Below are 18,031 nucleotides of genomic sequence, written 5' to 3'. Positions count from 1 at the left end.
TTGCCGGGTGAGCAGCACCGAAGAACCCACCGCCCCTGACAGCCACCTCCTCGGAGCCTCCGACATCCGGGAGCTGGCGGCCACGCTGGGTGTGAAGCCGACCAAGCAGCGCGGGCAGAACTTCGTCATCGACGGGAACACCGTGCGGCGGATCGTCCGGGCGGGCGGGGTGACGGCCGAGGACGCGGTGGTGGAGGTCGGGCCGGGGCTCGGCTCGCTGACGCTGGCGCTGTTGGAGGTGGCGGAGCACGTCACGGCGGTGGAGATCGACCCGCTGCTGGCGCGGCACCTGCCGACCACGATCGCGGCCCGGATGCCGGAGCGGGCGGACCGCTTCGACCTGGTGCTGAGCGACGCCATGGAGGTCACCGAGCTGCCGGGCCCGCCGCCCACCGCGCTGGTGGCGAACCTCCCCTACAACGTGGCCGTCCCGGTGCTGCTGCACATGCTGGCCACCTTCCCGAGCATCGAGCGCACCCTGGTGATGGTGCAGAGCGAGGTCGCCGACCGCCTGGCCGCCAAGCCGGGGAACAAGGTCTACGGCGTCCCGTCCGTGAAGGCCAACTGGTACGCGGACGTGAAGCGCTCCGGCGCCATCGGCCGCAACGTCTTCTGGCCCGCGCCGAACGTGGACTCCGGCCTGGTCTCGCTGATCCGCCGCGAGCCGCCGAAGACCACCGCCACCCGGCGGGAGGTCTTCGCCGTGGTCGACGCCGCCTTCGCGCAGCGCCGCAAGACGCTGCGGGCCGCGCTGGCCGGCTGGGCCGGTTCGCCGGCCGCCGCCGAGGAGGCGCTGCGCGGTGCGGGGATCGACCACACCCTGCGCGGCGAGATGCTGACGGTGGAGCAGTTCGCGGCGATCGCCGAGCACAAGCCGAAGGCGGAGGCCGCGGAATGATCACGGTCCGGGTCCCCGCCAAGGTCAACGTGCAGCTGGGCGTGGGCGGTCTGCGCCCGGACGGCTTCCACGACCTGGCCAACGTCTTCTTCGCGGTCGCCCTCGGCGACCTGGTGACGGCCCGTCAGGGCGAGGGCGTCACGCTGAGCTGCGAGGGCCCCGGCTCCGACCAGGTGCCGCTGGACGACAGCAACCTGGCCGCCCGGGCGGCGTACGCGCTGGCCGCCCACCACGGCATCGAGGCGAACGTCGCGCTGCACATCGAGAAGGCCATCCCGGTGGCCGGCGGCATGGCCGGCGGCAGCGCCGACGGGGCAGCCGCGCTGGTGGCCTGCGACGCGCTGTGGCAGCTGGACACCCCCGCCGAGGTGCTGCACGAGCTGGCCGCCGAGCTGGGCTCGGACGTGCCGTTCGCGCTGCTCGGCGGGGTGGCGCTGGGCCGGGGCCGGGGCGAGATCCTGACCCCGCTGCCGGTGGCGGGCACCTTCCACTGGGTCTTCGCGGTGGCCGACGGCGGTCTCTCCACCCCGGCCGTGTTCCGGGAGTGCGACCGCCTGCGGGCCGAGGCCGGGACGGGCTTCACCGAGGACGAGGTGACCACCCCCGACGCCGACCCGGCGCTGCTGGCCGCCCTGACAGCGGGGGACCCGGCCGCACTCGCCGAGGCGCTGGCCAACGACCTCCAGGCCGCCGCCGTCTCGCTGCGCCCCTCGCTGGCGGACACCCTGCGGGCGGGCACCGAGGCGGGCGCGCTGGCCGCGCTGGTCTCCGGCTCCGGCCCGACCACGGCCTTCCTGGCGAAGGACGCCGAGGCGGCCGAGGGCATCGCCCGCGCCCTGCGCGAGTCCGGCACCTGCCGGGCCGCGCACGTGACGTACGGCCCGGTGCCGGGAGCGTCGGTCACCGCTTGACCTGGAGCGCGCTCCAGCTCCCAGACTCGTGTGCACGGGCCCGCACCTGACGGGCCGTGAGCACGGGGAGAGCTCCACCATGCGCTACCGCACCATCGGCACCGACCCCCAGCACCGCCGCGAGGTCAGCGTCCTCAGCCTGGGCGCGATGCTGTTCGGCACCCGCACCGACGAGGCCACCGCCTTCGCGGTGCTGGACCGCTTCGTGGAGGCCGGCGGCACCTTCGTCGACACCGCCAACAACTACGCCTACTGGCTGGACGACAGCCGGGGCGGCGCCAGCGAGCAGGTGCTCGGCAACTGGCGGCGCAGCCGCGGCATCACCGACGAGGTGGTGATCGCCACCAAGCTGGGCGCCCGCCCGAAGGCGGCCGGCACCGGGTACGTGGAGAACCGGGAGGGCCTGTCGGCGGCGGCCATCCGGCAGGAGGCCGAGGAGAGCCGGCAGCGGCTCGGGGTGGAGAAGCTGGACCTGCTCTACGCCCACGTCCAGGACCCGACGGTGGAGCTCGCCGAGACGGTGGGCGCCTTCGGCGCGCTGGTGGCGGAGGGCACGGTCGGCCTGCTCGGCGTCAGCAACCACTGGTCCTGGCAGGTGGAGCGGGCCCGTCAGCTGGCGGCGAAGGAGGGGCTGGCCGGGTACGAGGTGCTCCAGTACAGCCACAGCTACTTCCGCCGCCGGGCCGACCGGCCCAGCCCGCTCTCGCCGGACGGCGACGCGGGCGTGGTGGTCGGCGACCTGCTCTCGTACGTACGGGCCGAGCCGGAGCTGGCCCTGGTCGCGTACTCGCCGCTGCTCGGCGGCAGTTACGGCAACGAGGCGGCCAAGCCGCTGGACCCGGCCTTCGACCACGCGGGCACCCGGGCCCGCAGCGCGGTGCTGGACCAGGTGGCCAAGGAGACCGGCGCCACCCACAACCAGGTGGTGCTGGCCTGGCTGCTCGGCGGCGAGGTCCCGGTGATCCCGCTGACCGGGGCCTCCTCGGTGGCCCAGCTGGACGAGAGCCTGGCCGCCCTCGACCTGGCGCTGACGGAGGATCAGCGGGCCCGGCTGGACGGCGCTCACTGAAACCCGCGTGCACCGCCCATTAGGCTGGAGGTTCCCGGGTACCCATTCTCGGGTCTTTCTAGTCCAGGAGCGCAGCTGCAGTGGCCGTCAACCTCGCCACCATCGAGTCCGTCAGCAAGGTCTACGGCACCCGGGCCCTGCTCGACGGGGTCACCCTCGGCGTCAGCGAGGGCGACCGGATCGGCGTCGTCGGCCGCAACGGTGACGGCAAGACCACCCTGATCCGGATGCTGGCCAAGCTGGAGGAGCCGGACACCGGCCGGATCACCCACTCCGGCGGCCTGCAGATGGCGGTCCTCACCCAGCACGACTCGCTGGACCCGAAGGCCACCATCCGGCACGAGGTGATCGCCGGCCGGGCCGACCACGAGTGGCTCGGCGACTCCCGCATCCGCGACATCATCCAGGGCCTGTTCGGCGGCCTGGACCTGCCCGGCTTCGCGGAGGGCCTGGACACCGTGATCGGCCCGCTCTCCGGTGGCGAGCGCCGCCGGATCGCGCTGGCCCAGCTGCTGCTCGGCGAGCACGACCTGATCGTCCTCGACGAGCCCACCAACCACCTCGACGTCGAGGGCATCGCCTGGCTCGCCCAGCACCTGCAGAACCGGCGCTCCGCGCTGGTCTGCGTCACCCACGACCGGTGGTTCCTGGACCAGGTCTGCACCCGGATGTGGGACGTCCAGCGCGGCGAGGTCCGCGAGTACGAGGGCGGCTACTCCGACTACGTCTTCGCCCGCGCCGAGCGCACCCGGGCCGAGGCCACCGAGGAGCAGAAGCGGCAGAACCTGGCCCGCAAGGAGCTGGCCTGGCTGCGCCGCGGTGCCCCCGCCCGGACCTCCAAGCCGCGCTACCGGATCGAGGCGGCCAACGCCCTGATCGCCGACGTGCCGGAGCCCCGGGACAAGAGCGAGCTGATGAAGTTCGCCAACGCGCGCCTGGGCCGCACCGTCTTCGAGCTGGAGAACGTGACGGTCAAGGCCGGCCCCAAGCTGCTGCTGGAGAACCTCACCTGGAACCTCGGCCCCGGCGAGCGGATCGGCCTGCTGGGCGTGAACGGCGCGGGCAAGACCTCGCTGCTGCGCGCCATGCAGGCCGCCTTCGCGACCGACGGCGACGTGCAGCCGGCCTCCGGCGTGATCAAGGTCGGCAAGACCGTCCGGCTGGCCTACCTCTCCCAGGAGATCGCCGAGCTGGACCCGGCCACCCGGGTGCTCCAGGCCGTCGAGCAGATCCGCGGCCGGGTCGACCTGGGCAAGGGCCGGGAGATGAGTGCCGGTCAGCTCTGCGAGCAGTTCGGCTTCGGCAAGGACAAGCAGTGGACCCCGGTCGGTGACCTCTCCGGTGGCGAGCGGCGCCGGCTCCAGCTGCTCCGGCTGCTGATGGACGAGCCCAACGTGCTCTTCCTCGACGAGCCCACCAACGACCTCGACATCGAGACCCTCAACCAGCTGGAGGACCTCCTCGACGGCTGGCCCGGCTCGATGGTCGTGATCTCCCACGACCGGTTCTTCATCGAGCGCACCACCGACACGGTGCACGCGCTGCTCGGCGACCAGCGGCTGCGGATGCTCCCCAACGGCGTGGACGAGTACCTGGAGCGCCGGGCCCGGATGGCCGAGCAGGCCGCCGCCGCCTCGGCCGTGCAGGCCCCGGCCGCCGCCGCCAAGCCGGCGGGGGACACCCGGGCGGCCAAGAAGGAGATGCAGAAGCTGGAGCGCCAGATCGTCAAGCTGGACCAGCAGGAGGCCAAGCTGCACGCCCAACTGGCCGAGCACGCGGCCGACTTCTCCAAGGTCGCCGAGCTGGACGCGCAGCTGCGCAAGGTCCGCGAGGACAAGGAAGAGCTCGAGACGTCCTGGATGGAGCTCGCCGAACTCGCCGAGTAGGCCGGGGCCCCGGCAGGGCAGCGCCTCGGGGGCCGAAGGCCCCCGAGGGCGCGAGGAACTGCGCGGGTTGGAAAGGCAGCACGTGCAACTGGCTGACGGTGGGTCAGTTGAAGGTGGGCCGCCTTCCGTACTCGCGCAGTTCCTCGCGCCCCCGGGGTAGCCACCAACCTCACGCGAGCAAGGCATCGAGTTCGCTGGCGGCGCGGGCCAGGGCGCTCAGGGCCGGGTCGTGCGGCTCGGTGGGGCGTTCGGCCAGGCCGGACGGGGGGCGGTGGTTGCGGGCGGCGGTGGTGAGGCGGTCGAGGGCCTCGAAGACGCGGGCGGCCTCGGCGGGGTCGGGGGCCCGGCCGCCGTAGCGGATCTGGGCGCCGTACGCGGCCACCGCGCCGGAGAGGCGTTCCAGCGCGGCGGTGGCGGGCAGCCACCGGGAGGCCAGGCGTCCGTTCGGCGGCGGTTCGGTGAGCCCGTGCCGCACCTCCTGGCGGGCGTCGGCCAGCGCCCGGTACGCGGTGCGCCGCAGCCAGACCTCGGCGACCGGCGGCCCGTCGTCCACCACCGAGGCGAGGTAGGCCCGGACGGCGGTGGCGGCCGCCACCAGCCGGGGTTCGATCCGGTGCTGCGGCCGTTCCGGCCAGAGCAGGTAGCCGAAGACCAGCACGATCGCGCTGGCCAGCGCGGTGTCCAGGACCCGTGGCCAGAGCTCCTCGGTGCCCGGCTCGCCGCCGAACTGCACCAGGATCAGCGCCATCGGTGTCATCACCGCGGCGTTCAGCCCGTAGTGCACGCCCAGCGAGTACGGCAGCAGGGCGACGCAGAGCGCGGCGATCGCCGCCAGCGCCCACTCGGAGGAGGTCAGCGAGAGCAGCCCGGCCGTGACCGCGACGCCCAGCACGGTGCCGACCGAGCGGCTGACGGCCCGTTGGAAGACCGATCCCAGGTCGGGCTTGAGGACGAAGGCCACCGTCATCGGCACCCAGTAGCCCCGGCTGAGCGGCACCCCGGCGGTGAGCAGCGAGGCGACCGCGATGCAGAGCGCCACCCGCAGCCCGTACCGGACCGAGGCGGGCGAGAGCAGCCCGGCCCGCAGCCGCCACGGGTCCGGGGGAGGGGCGGGCGCGGTGCCCAGTGCCACGGGCCGTCCGGCCACCGCCTCGGTGAGGTCGCGCAGGGCGGCGTCCAGCGCGCGCAGCGCCGGGGTGTCCGGCTCCCAGTCGGGGTAAGCGGGCGGCGGGCCGGCGCCGAGCACGGCGGCGGCCAGCCGCCCGGGCAGGCCGGCCACCTCGGCGGGCACCGGCCGCCAGGCCCAGAGCAGGGCGCTGGCGGTCTCGGTGACGGCGAGCGTCGCCTCGTACAGGGTGCGCAGGCGGCGTACCCGGTCCGGTTCCTGACGGCCCGTCCGGGCCGGCGGGAGGAGGTCCTGGAGCTGGTTGAGCCGGGCGGTGAGGACCTGGCGGGACGCGGCGCCGCGCGGGGTGCCGAGGTCGGCGAGCGTGCTGCCGAGGGCGGTGAAGGCGGCGGCCAGGGCGCGGCGGCGCGGGTCCGCGGCGGGGCGGGTGGGGTGGTGGAACGCTCCCAGCAGCACGACGTACGCGGCGCCCACCAGCATGGCCGGGGCGGCGGCCCACCACGGGGTGGGGCTCGGCATCCCGGCGCCGAGGGTGGCCGAGACCAGCAGCAGCATCCCGGCGCCCGAGCCGCGCGGGCCGGTGGCGCTCAGGGCGCCGGAGGCGAAGGCGAGCAGGGCCAGGACCACGGCGGCCAGTGGCGTGGAGGCGTCGAAGTGCCGAAGCGCGGCGCCGGTCAGCATCCCCAGCGCGGAGGCCCCCACCGCCCCGCCGATCCGGGGCACCCGCAGACCGGCCGGCTCGTCCCGGTCGTTCATGGTCGCGTGCATCGCCCCGAGCCCGGCGAACACCCCGAGGTCCAGCCGCCCCGTCACCAACCCGAGCGCCAACGGGGTGCCCATCCCGACCGCCCCGCGCACCATCAGCCCCCACGGCACGGGCGGCCGCCCCGCCCTGGCAGCCTGCGCCCACCACGAGGCTGACACTTGCTCACGCACGCCGCCAGCTTAGAACGTAAGTGGTCACACCTCGGGGGCGCGAGGCTCTGCTGACTTGCGGCTCCGCCGCGCGGGCGCGAGTACGGAAGGCGGGCCGGCGTCAGGTCGGGGCACGTGAGCCAGTTGCACGTGCTGCCGTACCCCCGCGCGCAGTTCCTCGCGCCCCCGGGGTAACCACCTTTCACCCGGTTGCCCGATGGTCCTCGATGTCAGGGCACCGCCAGGGTGGTGCCCATGACACCCACTCAGGCCCCCGCGCTGCGCCGGGTCGCCGCCGCCGCGTTGGTCGGCACCACGATCGAGTTCTACGACTTCTTCATCTACGGCACCGCCGCCGCCCTCGTCTTCGGCCAGGTCTTCTTCCCCGGTCTCGGCACCACCGGCGCCCTGCTCGCCGCCTTCTCCGTCTACGCCGTCGCCTTCCTGGCCCGTCCGATCGGGGCGGTGCTGTTCGGTCACTACGGCGACCGCCTCGGCCGGAAGACGACGCTGGTGGGTTCGCTCCTCCTGATGGGGGTCTCCACCGCCCTGGTGGGGCTGCTGCCCGGGTACGGGGTGTGGGGGACGTGGGCGCCGGTGCTGCTGGTGGTGCTGAGGTTCTGTCAGGGGATCGGCCTGGGCGGGGAGTGGGGCGGGGCCGCGCTGCTGCTGGCCGAGCACGCGCCGAGCGGGCGGCGCGGCCGGTACGGCGGGTACCTGCAACTCGGGCCCTGCGCCGGGTTCTTCCTGGCCAACTCGGTCTTCCTGCTGCTCTCCGAGGGGCTGAGCCGGGAGGCGTTCCTGGCCTGGGGCTGGCGGGTGCCGTTCCTGGCCTCGGCCGTCCTGGTGGCCTTCGGGCTGTTCGTCCGGCTGAAGGTGGCGGAGTCGCCGCTCTTCGCCGAGCAGCCGGAGCGCCCCCGGGTGCCGGTGGTGGAGCTGCTGCGCGGGCACGGGCGGGAGGTGGCGCTCGGCGGGCTGTCGATCATGGTGGGGTACACCGTCTTCTACCTGACCACCACCTACGCGCTGGCCCACGCCACCGTTGACCTCGGGATGTCCGGAGGGCTGGTCCTGGCGGCGCTGCTGGCCGGGTCGGCGGCGATGGCCGGCACGGTCTGGCTGAGCGCGGGCTGGGGCGACCGGTTCGGGCGGCGGCTCGTGCTGCTGGCCGCGACGGCGGTCACCTCGGGCTGGTCGCTGCTGCTCTTCCCGCTGCTGGAGACCGGGCGCCCGGCGGCGGCGGGGCTGGCGTTGGTCGGGGCGATGGCGGCACTCGGGCTGCTCTTCGGGCCGATCGCCTCGTACCTGCCGGAGCTGTTCCCGACCCGGCTGCGGTACACGGGGGTGGCGCTGAGCTACAACCTCGGCGGGGTGGTCGGCGGGGCCACCGCGCCGCTGGTCGCGACCAGGCTCACCGCGGAGTACGGGACCGCCGTACCGGTGGGGTGGTACGCCGCCGGGATGGGCGTGATCTCGCTGCTCGCGCTCCGGGCGCTGCCCGAGACCAGGGGGCGCGACCTGGCCGCCGTACGCCCCGGGAACCTTGCGGCGGAAGCCGGCTGAGCGGATTTCACAAGCGGGGCGATCACCGTGTAATGTCTTCCTCGTTCGACCGGCCCGGTCAGAAGGAAACGAAGACCGGCAAGCCCCTATAGCTCAGTCGGTAGAGCGTCTCCATGGTAAGGAGAAGGTCTGCGGTTCGATTCCGCATGGGGGCTCGGACAGAAGGCTCCCGCCATCACGGCGGGGGCCTTCTTTCGTTTTTCGGCACGGGAGTGCCGTCGGCGCTCTGGCGGGCCGGGGCCGGATGCGCTGTGATGGTGCGTCAATGGCCGCCTGCCGGGTACTGACGGGACGCGGAGGGGTGCGCCGGACGTGGACTGGGAGGGCGCCATGGGCGTTCGGCTCGTGGTGGTCGACGATCACCGGCTGCTCGCCGAGGCGCTGGCCTCGGCCTTGCAGCTGCGCGGGCACCGGGTGCTGGCGATCGGTTCGCCGGCCCGGTCGGTCTGCGAGCTGGTCACGGCCCGCCGCCCGGAGGTCTGTCTGGTCGGGGTGGCCGGCCCGGGTGGCCCGGACGCCTTCGAGCCGTTGCGGCGGCTGCGGCGGGACCGGCCGGAGATCGCGGTGGTGGTGCTCGGCCCGGTGGGTGAACCCGGGCGGGTGGCGGCGGCGTTCGCGGCGGGGGCGGCGGGGTACGTCCGCAGCGACGAGCGGATCGAGGTGGTCGAGCGGGCCATCGCCCGGGTGCGGGCGGGGGAGGCGGCGGTCGCGGTCGAGGTGCTCCAGGGGGCGTTCGAGCGGCTGCTGCGGCCGGTGGCGGAGCCGGACGACGACGCGGTGCGGCTGCTGCGGGCGCTGACGCGCCGTGAGGTCCAGGTGCTGCTGCGGATCGCCGAGGGCCAGGACACCGGCGCCATCGCGGACGGCATGGGCATCGCCCCCAGCACGGCCCGCACCCACGTCCAGCGCGTCCTGATGAAGCTCGGCGCCCGCACCCGCCTGGAGGCGACCGCCACGGCGGCCCGGACGGGACTGCTCGAACGGATCACCCCGGGCCCCGGAGCACGCGCGCCTTTCTGACGTGCCCTCAGTTCCGGAGGGGTTCCTCCGGCTCGCGCAGTTCCCCGCGCCCCCGGCATCACCATGCCCGCAACTGTTGACTCTTGTTGGAATCTGTTCGACCATGTTGCCGTGCAGAAGACCACCACCAAGCTTGCCGACGGCCGTGAGCTGATCTACTTCGACGCGGACGGCACCGTCGCCGACCGGAACTACAGCGACCTGCGTCCGCTGGAGCCCACCACCGCGCTGTCCGAGATCCGCCGCGACCCGGTCACCGGTGACCACGTGACGGTCGCCGCGCACCGCCAGGGCCGTACCTACCACCCCCCGGCCGACGAGTGCCCGCTCTGCCCGTCGAAGGACGGCCGGCTGAGCGAGGTGCCGGCGCCGGAGTACCAGGTCGCGGTGTTCGAGAACCGCTTCCCCTCCCTCGCGCTGGGAGCGGCCGAACACGTCGCCACCGACCGCACCCCGTTCCACGAGACCGTCCCCGGGGCGGGCCGCTGCGAGGTGGTCTGCTTCACCTCGGAGCACGACGCCTCCTTCGCGAGCCTCACCGAGGACAAGGCCCGGCTGGTGCTGGACGCCTGGACCGACCGGACGGCGGAGCTCTCCGCGCTGCCCGGGATCGAGCAGGTCTACTGCTTCGAGAACCGGGGCGTGGAGATCGGCGTGACCCTGGCCCACCCGCACGGGCAGGTGTACGCCTTCCCGTTCGTGACCCCGCGCTCCGTGAAGGCGGCCGCCGCCGCCACCGCGCACCGCGCCGCCACCGGCCGCAACCTCTTCGAGGACCTGATCGCCGATCAACTCGCCCACCCCGAACGGGTGGTGCTGGCGGGCGAGCACTGGACGGCCTTCGTCCCGTTCGCCGCCCGCTGGCCGTACGAGGTGCACCTCTACCCCAACCGCCGCACCCCCGACCTGACCGGCCTGAACGAGGCCGAGCGGGCCGAGTTCCCGGGGATCTACCTGGAACTGCTGCGCCGTTTCGACCGTCTCTTCGACATGGACGCGCCGACCCCGTACATCTCCGCCTGGCACCAGGCACCGGCCGGACACCGGGACGAGCTGGCACTGCATCTGGAGCTCTTCACGATCCGTCGTACGGTAGGCAAGCTCAAGTTCCTGGCCGGGACCGAATCCGGCATGGACGCTTTCATGAACGACGTGTCGCCCGAACAGGCGGCACACCGCCTGCGGGAGGTCGCAACACATGGGTAAGTACCTGGTCACCGGTGGCGCTGGATACGTCGGCAGCGTGGTCGGCGCGCACCTGCTGGAGGCCGGTCACCAGGTGACCGTCCTCGACGACCTCTCCACGGGTTTCCTGGAGGGCGTCCCGACGGGTGCCGAGTTCGTCCGCGGCCGGATCCAGGACGCGGCCGACGTGCTGGACTCCTCCTACGACGGCGTGCTGCACTTCGCCGCCGCCTCCCAGGTCGGCGAGTCGGTCGCGGACCCGGAGAAGTACTGGCGCAACAACGTGGCCGGCTCGCTGGAGCTGGTCAGCGCGATGCGCAAGGCCGGGGTCCGCAAGCTGGTCTTCTCCTCCACCGCCGCCACCTACGGCGAGCCGGAGGAGGTCCCGATCAAGGAGACCGCCCGCACCGCGCCGACCAACGCCTACGGCGCCACCAAGCTGGCGGTCGACCACCTGATCACCAGTGAGGCGATCGCCCACGGCCTGGCCGCGGTCTCGCTGCGCTACTTCAACGTGGCCGGCGCGTACGGCGCCTACGGCGAGCGGCACGACCCCGAGTCGCACCTGATCCCGCTGGTCTTCCAGGCCGCGCTGGGCCAGCGCCCGCACATCGCGGTGTTCGGTGAGGACTACCCGACCCCGGACGGCACCTGCATCCGCGACTACATCCACGTCGCGGACCTGGCCGAGGCCCACCTGCTGGCGCTCACCGCCGCCAAGCCCGGCGAGCACCTGATCTGCAACCTCGGCAACGGCAGCGGCTTCTCGGTCCGCGAGGTGATCGAGTCCGTCAAGCGCGTCACCGGCCGGGAGATCCCGGTCGTGGTCGCCGACCGCCGCCCCGGCGACCCGGCCGTCCTGGTCGCCTCCGCCACCCGCGCGCACGAGGCGCTCGGCTGGACCCCCCGCCGCCCGGAGCTGGACGAGATCGTCCGCGACGCCTGGCAGTTCACCCTGGAGAAGAAGCAGGCATGACCGATTTCCAGTCCGTCCACGGAGCCGCCCCGACCGGAGTCTGGGCGGCCCCCGGCCGCGTCAACCTGATCGGCGAGCACACCGACTACAACGACGGTTTCGTGCTTCCGATCGCCCTGCCGCACACCGCCAAGGCGGCCGTGCGGCTGCGCACCGACGGCCTGCTCCGGCTCTGGAGCGAGCAGGGCGACGGCCAGGTGACCGAGCTGGAGGTCGAGGGGCTCGCCCCCGGCTCCGTGGAGGGCTGGGCCAAGTACCCGGCCGGCGTGGTCTGGGCCCTGCGCGAGTCCGGCTACCTGGTCGGCGGCGCCGACCTCTGGTTCGACAGCGACGTGCCCGGCGGAGCGGGGCTCTCCTCCTCGGCCGCGCTGGAGTGCGTGGTCGCCACCGCCTACCGGGACCTGTACGACCTGCCGCTGAGCAACGCCGACCTGGCCCGGCTGGCCCAGTTCGCCGAGAACGCCTTCGTCGGCGTCCCGTGCGGGGTGATGGACCAGATGGCCTCGATGTGCTGCGCCGAGGGCAACGCCCTGGTGCTGGACACCCGCGACCTGACCCAGCGCCAGGTCCCGCTGGACCTGGCAGCCCGCGGGCTGCGCCTGCTGGTGATCGACACCCGGGTCAAGCACGACCTGGCCGACGGCGCCTACGCCGAGCTGCGGGCCGGGTGCGAGAAGGCCGCCGCCCTGCTCGGCCTGACCGCCCTGCGCGACCTGGAGCCGGAGGACCTGGCCGGGGCGCTGGAGCGGCTGCCGGACGAGCTGGCCCCGCTGGTCGCCCACGTGGTGACCGAGGACGCCCGGGTGCAGCAGGCCGTCGCCCTGCTGGACGCGGGCGAGTTCGCCGGGCTCGGCCCGGTGCTGACGGCGGGTCACGCCTCGCTGCGCGACGACTACCGGGTCTCCTGCCCGGAGACCGACCTGGCCGTCTCGGCCGCGGTCGAGGCCGGTGCGCTCGGCGCCCGGATGACCGGCGGCGGCTTCGGCGGCTCGGTCATCGCCCTGGTCGCCGAGGAACTCCTGACGGAGGTCGAGTCCGCCGTGACCGCCGCCTTCGCGGAGGCCGGCTACGCCGCACCCCGCACCTTCACCGCCACCGCTTCGGCCGGCGCCCGCCGCCTGTCCTGAGTCAGCGCTGGCATTGGCCACACCGGGGGCGCGAGGAACTGCGCGCAGGGGAACGGCAGCACGTGCAACTGAAGCTCCATCAGTCAGTTGCAGGTGCTGCCGTTCCCCTTTGCGCAGTTCCTCGCGCCCCCGGGTGGTCCACCGTCGCCGTGCCCTACGGAACTTCACGAAACCCCCACCGACCCGCCTCCCACTTCCGTACGCTGAGTCCGGTACCGGTGGGGGTCGGCACCTGAGCAGGGGGGTACGACGATGGGGCGGGTACGCGTCCTGGTGGTCGACGACCACCGCATCTTCGCCGAGGCACTGGCGGCCACCCTGGCCGCCGAGCCCGATGTCGAGGTAGGTGTGGCCGGAAGCGCGGCCGGGGCGGAGCGTGCCCTGGAGCGGGCGGCCACCGAGGGGCGTCCGTTCGACGTCGTGCTGGTCGACGCCGACCTCGGCGCCGCTGCCCGGCGGCCGGGCCGGCCGGTGGAGCTGGAGGCCCCACCGGGCCGTGCACCGGCGCCCCGGAGACCACCCGGGCCACTGCCCCCGGCCGCCGTGCCGCGTCCGGGCACCGGCCCCGCGCCGGACGGACTGCTGCTGCTGGCCCGGGCCGTCCGGAGCCATCCGGAGCTGCGGGCCGTGGTGCTGGCCACCGAGGACGACCCGCGCCGTGCGGTCCGCGCCCTCCAGGCCGGTGCCGGCGGCTGGGTCGCCAAGGACAGTTCGCTGCCGCGTCTGATGGCCGTGATCCGCGGCGTCCTGCGCGGCGAGACGCACCTCCCGCCGACCCTGCTCACCGGCGTGGTACGGGAGTTGACCGCCGCCCGGCGTGACCGGACGGAGAGCGAACGACTGGTGGAGACGCTGACCCCGCGCGAGGAGGAGGTGCTCCGCTGCATGGTCGCCGGTCTCGGCCGGCAGGCCGTCGCGGAGCGGCTGTACCTCTCCCCGCACACCGTCCGCACCCACATGCAGAACGTGCTCGGCAAGCTGGGGGTGCACTCCACCCTCGCCGCCGTTGCCGTGGCCCGGCGGGCGGGCGTCAGTCCGTCCGAACCGTCCGGGCCTTCCCAGCGCACCACCCCAACCACCCCAACCGTCGCCTCGACCGCAGGCCCCGGCGCCGGCTGACCGGCCCCCCATGCCCCAGGTACCGACTCCGTCAGGTCAGGGAATCCGGAGGACACCCATGTCGCCGTACAGCAATGCCGCACGCCTGAACCCGTTCGACCTCTCACCGGGGGAGGGCGGTCAGGGTCTGCGCACGATCGTGGTCGGGGCCGGTGCGGCCGGCTCCGCGCTGGTCCGCGACCTGGGCCGGACACCCGAGTTCGGGCTGGTCCCGGTCGGTCTGCTCGACGACGACCCGCTGAAGTCGGGTGAACTGGTGGGCGGCGTCCCGGTGTTGGGGACGCTCACCGAGCTCACCGAGCTGGCCGTGGAGAGCAAGGCGCAGGTCGTGGTGCTGGCCATCCCCGGGCTGGCCCACCAGAAGGTCCGCGCGCTGGCCACCGCCGCCGCGGCGGCCGGAGCGGCCGTCCGCTACCTGCCGTCCTTCCTCGCGGCGCTGCGCCGCGAGGTGGTCGGCTCCGACCTGCGCAGCCTGGACGTGAACCGGCTGATCGGCCGTCACGAGGTGCACGTGGTCTCCTCCGACATCCGTGCGCTGATCGAGGGCAAGCGGGTGCTGGTGACCGGCGCCGGCGGGTCGATCGGCAGCGAACTCTGCCGTCAGGTGCACGCGTTCGGCCCGGCCGAGCTCTACATGCTGGACCACGACGAGTCCAACCTGCACCGGCTCCAGCTGGAGATCTGGGGCGAGGCGCTGCTCACCGACGACTCGCTGGTGATCGCCGACATCCGGGACCGGCCGCGGATCCAGCAGATCTTCCGCGACCTGCGCCCCGAGGTGGTCTTCCACGCCGCCGCGCACAAGCACCTGCCGCTGCTGGAGCGCCACCCCAGCGAGGCGGTGAAGTCCAACGTGCTCGGCACCGACAACCTGGTGGAGGCCGCGCTGGCCACCGGCGTGGAGCGGTTCGTGCTGATCTCCACCGACAAGGCGGCCGACCCGACCTCGGTGCTGGGCGCCTCCAAGCGGCTGGCCGAGCTGATCGTCCAGGCCAACGCCCGGGACGCCCGCAACCTCGGCACCGGCGTCTTCTCCGCCGTCCGCTTCGGGAACGTGCTGGGCTCGCGCGGCTCGCTCCTGTCGGTGCTGGCCGAACAGCTGCGCAGCGGCGGCCCGGTGACCATCACCCACCCCGACGTGACCCGCTTCTTCATGACCATCGAGGAGGCCGTCGGCCTGGTCCTGGAGGCCGGCCGGATGGCGCACGGCGGCGAGGTCTTCGTGCTCGACATGGGCGAGCCGGTCCGGATCGTCGACCTGGTGCACAACTTCGCCCGCCAGGTGCAGCTGGAGGCGGGGGAGGTGGAGATCCGCTACACCGGCCTGCGGGCCGGCGAGAAGCTCAACGAGGCGCTGTTCTCCGAGGGCGAGGAGCGGCTGCCCACCGCGCACGCCCGGATCTACGCCACGGTGGCCGACGACCTGGCCGGCCCGGAGGACCTGGCGGGCTCCCTGACGGCCCTGTACGGGGCCGCTGCGGGGAACTCCGACGCGGAGGTCCGCCGGCTGCTGGGGACCATCCTGCCGGGCTACACCACCCCGGAGCCCAAGCCCGTCCCGGCGCTCAGCACGCCCTACCCGGACGGTTTCTAGCGGTCCGTCACCGTCGGGGGCCCGCACCGGGCCCCCGACGGTGCGTCAGGGGCGTGGGCGGCCCGGTGTCAGGGCGGGCTCAGGCCTGGTCGAAGGGGGCGATCAGCAGCCGCAGCAGGGTGGCCAGCTCGGACCGCTGAGGCCCGGTCAGCTCGGCCAGCAGCGCCCGCTCGTGGGCCAGCAGCCCGGCCAGCGCCTGGTCCGCCCGGTCCTGCCCGTCCTCGGTGAGCCGCACCAGCACGCCGCGCCGGTCGTCCGGGTCGGGCAGCCGGACGACGAGGCCCTTGCCGGTCAGCCGGTCGATCCGGTTGGTCATCGTCCCGGAGGTCACCAGGGTCTGGGTGAGCAGCTGCCCGGGGGAGAGCTGGTACGGCGCACCGGCCCGGCGCAGCGCGGTGAGGACGTCGAACTCCCAGGGCTCCAGACCGTGCTCGGCGAAGGCCGCGCGGCGGGCCCGGTCCAGGTGCCGGGCGAGCCGGCTGACCCGGCTGAGCACCTCGAGCGGTTCCACGTCGAGGTCGGGGCGCTCTCGGCGCCATGCAGCGACCAGCCGGTCGACCTCGTCCTCCATGTGGATCAGTGTATCCACGGGTGTGTCGATATAAAGCCTCTTGACGTCAAGACTTCGGACACCCTCAAGTCAGCGCGCGGTCACAACTGCCGGTCGCCCACCAGTTTGGGGTGCCGCTCCAGGCCCTCCAGCCCGTGCCAGGCCAGGTTCACCAGGTGCGCCGCGACCTCGGCCTTGCCGGGCTTGCGCACCTCCAGCCACCACTGGCCGGTGAGGGCCACCATGCCGACCAGCATCTGCGAGTACATCGGGGCCAGCCGGGCGTCGAACCCCCGGGACTTGAACTCCAGGCCCAGGATGTCCTCCACCTGGGTGGCGATGTCGCTGATCAGCGAGGCGAAGGAGCCGGTCGACTGGGCCACCGGGGAGTCCCGGACCAGGATCTTGAAGCCGTCGGTCGAGGTGTCGATGTAGTCCATCAGCGCGAACGCGGCCTGCTCCAGCAGCTCCCGGGAGTGCCCCCCGGTCAGCGCGCCGGTGACCATGTCCAGCAGCAGCTGCATCTCGCGGTCGACCACCACCGCGTAGAGCCCCTCCTTGCCGCCGAAGTGCTCGTACACCACCGGCTTGGAGACCCCGGCCCGCTCGGCGATCTCCTCCACCGAGGTGCCGTCGTAGCCGCGCTCGGCGAAGACCGTGCGGCCGATGTCCAGCAGTTGCTCGCGGCGCTGCTTGCCGGTCATCCGGACCCGGCCGCCCTTGCCCGTGCGGGCGGGGGCCGGCCGGGCCGGTGCGGTGCGGGCCGTGGTGGTGCGGGCGGCGGGAGCAGCGGCCCGGGCGCGCGCGGCGGGCGCGCCCGGGGCGGCCTCCGCTCGGTCGGTCCGGCCGGCTGCGCTGTCTCCGTTGCTCCCGTTCACCCTTACATCATGCTGTAGACGTCGGGTCATGCGGCGCGGCGGGCGGCGATCCGGGCCTCGTCGGGCCAGCGGACGTCCCGGGCCCAGCCGAGCTGCTCGAACCAGCGGATCAGCCGGGCGGAGGAGTCCACCTGGCCGCGGAGCACCCCGTGCCGGGCCGAGGTCGGGTCGGCGTGGTGCAGGTTGTGCCAGGACTCGCCGCAGGAGAGCACGGCCAGCCACCAGACGTTCCCGGAGCGGTCCCGGGACTTGAACGGGCGCTCGCCGATCGCGTGGCAGATCGAGTTGATCGACCAGGTGACGTGGTGCAGCAGCCCGACCCGGACCAGCGAGCCCCAGAAGAAGGCGGTCAGCGCGCCCTGCCAGCTCATCGAGACCAGGCCGCCGATCACCGGCGGGATCAGCATCGAGATCAGCGTCCAGAGCCAGAACAGCCGGGAGATCGCCCTTATCACCGGGTCGTTCACCAGGTCGGGGGCGTACTTCATCTGCGGCGTCTGCTCCTCGTCGAAGAGCCAGCCCAGGTGGGCCCACCAGAGGCCCTTCATCAGCGCGGGCACCGACTCGCCGTAGCGCCAGGGGGAGTGCGGGTCCCCCTCCTTGTCGCTGAACTGGTGGTGCTTGCGGTGGTCGGCCACCCAGCGCACCAGCGGACCCTCGATGGCCAGGCTGCCGGCGATCGCCATGGCGATCACCAGCGGGCGCTTGGCCTTGAACGAGCCGTGGGTGAAGTAGCGGTGGAAGCCGACCGTGATGCCGTGGCAGGCCACGAAGTACATCACCGTCATGATCGCCAGGTCGGTCCAGCCGAGGCCCCAGCCCCAGGCCACCGGCACGGCGGCCAGCAGGGTCAGGAACGGCACCCCGATGAAGAGGCCGAGCGTGATCCGCTCGGCGAGGCCCTGTTGCTCGCCGCCCCGGGTGGCGGACAGCTGGGTGGCGGCGACGGCGGCGGCTCCGGGGGGCGCTTCGCTGGCCTGGATCGTCATGAGGGTCCTCGAGGGAAGGGGCTACCTACGTAGCCGTAACCTACGGCATCGTAAGTAATGCCGCCCCGGATGGGAAGACGTGTCGGGAGCGGCCCGGGGGCTGCGAAGGGGCGGGGCAGAGGCGGCGAAGGTGGTGGATGTGCGGCGCCGCACCCCGTAGGCTGTGGACCGCGCGCCGGGACACCGGCGCGGTGACCGCCCTTCCCGGATCGTCTAAGGGCAGGA

The 18,031-nt window shown here is 73.5% G+C and carries 15 protein-coding genes and 1 tRNA gene; 12 read left to right on the top strand and 4 right to left on the bottom strand.

Annotated elements, in window-relative coordinates; all coding sequences use genetic code 11:
- Positions 1-7: 7 nt before the first annotated feature.
- The 4 genes from rsmA (at position 8) to ACZ6ZR_RS10380 (ending at position 4,764) form a co-directional block, all read left to right on the top strand.
- Positions 8-898, top strand: a complete 891-nt coding sequence (gene rsmA, locus ACZ6ZR_RS10395; RefSeq protein WP_465641396.1) for a 16S rRNA (adenine(1518)-N(6)/adenine(1519)-N(6))-dimethyltransferase RsmA — start codon at positions 8-10, stop codon at positions 896-898.
- Positions 895-1,809 carry a 4-(cytidine 5'-diphospho)-2-C-methyl-D-erythritol kinase gene (locus tag ACZ6ZR_RS10390; RefSeq protein ID WP_465641395.1) on the top strand — a complete coding sequence of 305 codons (915 nt, stop codon included), beginning with the start codon at positions 895-897 and terminating at the stop codon, positions 1,807-1,809. Before rsmA ends, ACZ6ZR_RS10390 begins: the two co-directional genes overlap by 4 nt.
- Positions 1,810-1,888: 79 nt before the next feature.
- The gene (locus ACZ6ZR_RS10385) at positions 1,889-2,878 is read left to right on the top strand and encodes an aldo/keto reductase (protein ID WP_465641394.1); all 990 of its coding nucleotides are present in this window, start codon (positions 1,889-1,891) and stop codon (positions 2,876-2,878) included.
- Positions 2,879-2,958: 80 nt separating this feature from the next.
- Positions 2,959-4,764, top strand: coding sequence for an ABC-F family ATP-binding cassette domain-containing protein (locus ACZ6ZR_RS10380; protein ID WP_465641393.1), 1,806 nt, complete (start codon positions 2,959-2,961; stop codon positions 4,762-4,764).
- 169 nt (positions 4,765-4,933) lie between these two features.
- On the opposite strand, the gene ACZ6ZR_RS10375 is transcribed toward ACZ6ZR_RS10380, so the two are convergent.
- On the bottom strand, positions 4,934-6,826 hold the full coding sequence (locus ACZ6ZR_RS10375) for an FUSC family protein (protein ID WP_465641392.1): 1,893 nt from the start codon (positions 6,824-6,826) through the stop codon (positions 4,934-4,936).
- A 234-nt stretch (positions 6,827-7,060) separates the two neighbouring features.
- Between ACZ6ZR_RS10375 and ACZ6ZR_RS10370 the strand changes: the two genes are divergently transcribed.
- The 8 genes from ACZ6ZR_RS10370 to ACZ6ZR_RS10335 all read left to right on the top strand — a co-directional run bounded on the left by ACZ6ZR_RS10370 (position 7,061) and on the right by ACZ6ZR_RS10335 (position 15,389).
- On the top strand, positions 7,061-8,368 hold the full coding sequence (locus ACZ6ZR_RS10370; RefSeq protein ID WP_465641390.1) for an MFS transporter: 1,308 nt from the start codon (positions 7,061-7,063) through the stop codon (positions 8,366-8,368).
- A gap of 82 nt (positions 8,369-8,450) precedes the next feature.
- Positions 8,451-8,523 (top strand) — tRNA-Thr (locus ACZ6ZR_RS10365).
- A 175-nt stretch (positions 8,524-8,698) separates the two neighbouring features.
- Positions 8,699-9,388 carry a response regulator transcription factor gene (locus ACZ6ZR_RS10360; protein WP_465641389.1) on the top strand — a complete coding sequence of 230 codons (690 nt, stop codon included), beginning with the start codon at positions 8,699-8,701 and terminating at the stop codon, positions 9,386-9,388.
- A 111-nt stretch (positions 9,389-9,499) separates the two neighbouring features.
- Positions 9,500-10,594 carry a galactose-1-phosphate uridylyltransferase gene (gene galT, locus ACZ6ZR_RS10355; protein WP_465641387.1) on the top strand — a complete coding sequence of 365 codons (1,095 nt, stop codon included), beginning with the start codon at positions 9,500-9,502 and terminating at the stop codon, positions 10,592-10,594.
- Positions 10,587-11,549, top strand: coding sequence for a UDP-glucose 4-epimerase GalE (galE, locus tag ACZ6ZR_RS10350; RefSeq protein ID WP_465641385.1), 963 nt, complete (start codon positions 10,587-10,589; stop codon positions 11,547-11,549). Before galT ends, galE begins: the two co-directional genes overlap by 8 nt.
- Positions 11,546-12,676 carry a galactokinase gene (galK, locus tag ACZ6ZR_RS10345; RefSeq protein WP_465641383.1) on the top strand — a complete coding sequence of 377 codons (1,131 nt, stop codon included), beginning with the start codon at positions 11,546-11,548 and terminating at the stop codon, positions 12,674-12,676. Before galE ends, galK begins: the two co-directional genes overlap by 4 nt.
- A gap of 252 nt (positions 12,677-12,928) precedes the next feature.
- Positions 12,929-13,795 carry a LuxR C-terminal-related transcriptional regulator gene (locus ACZ6ZR_RS10340; protein ID WP_465641381.1) on the top strand — a complete coding sequence of 289 codons (867 nt, stop codon included), beginning with the start codon at positions 12,929-12,931 and terminating at the stop codon, positions 13,793-13,795.
- 58 nt (positions 13,796-13,853) lie between these two features.
- Positions 13,854-15,389, top strand: a complete 1,536-nt coding sequence (locus ACZ6ZR_RS10335) for a polysaccharide biosynthesis protein (RefSeq protein WP_465641379.1) — start codon at positions 13,854-13,856, stop codon at positions 15,387-15,389.
- A gap of 79 nt (positions 15,390-15,468) precedes the next feature.
- On the opposite strand, the gene ACZ6ZR_RS10330 is transcribed toward ACZ6ZR_RS10335, so the two are convergent.
- From ACZ6ZR_RS10330 to ACZ6ZR_RS10320, 3 genes are all read right to left on the bottom strand, one after another.
- Positions 15,469-15,960, bottom strand: coding sequence for a MarR family winged helix-turn-helix transcriptional regulator (locus ACZ6ZR_RS10330; RefSeq protein ID WP_465641377.1), 492 nt, complete (start codon positions 15,958-15,960; stop codon positions 15,469-15,471).
- Positions 15,961-16,040: 80 nt separating this feature from the next.
- Complete coding sequence (locus tag ACZ6ZR_RS10325; protein ID WP_345281154.1) at positions 16,041-16,643, bottom strand: TetR/AcrR family transcriptional regulator; 603 nt, start codon at positions 16,641-16,643, stop codon at positions 16,041-16,043.
- 200 nt (positions 16,644-16,843) lie between these two features.
- A complete protein-coding gene (locus ACZ6ZR_RS10320) occupies positions 16,844-17,806 on the bottom strand; it encodes an acyl-CoA desaturase (RefSeq protein ID WP_465641375.1) in 963 nt (320 codons plus the stop codon).
- Between the last annotated feature and the right edge of the window lie 225 nt (positions 17,807-18,031).

This window comes from Kitasatospora sp. NPDC088742 (assembly GCF_055584905.1).
Note: the sequence above shows the minus strand (reverse complement) of the source record. Positions and strands in the feature narration are given on the sequence as shown.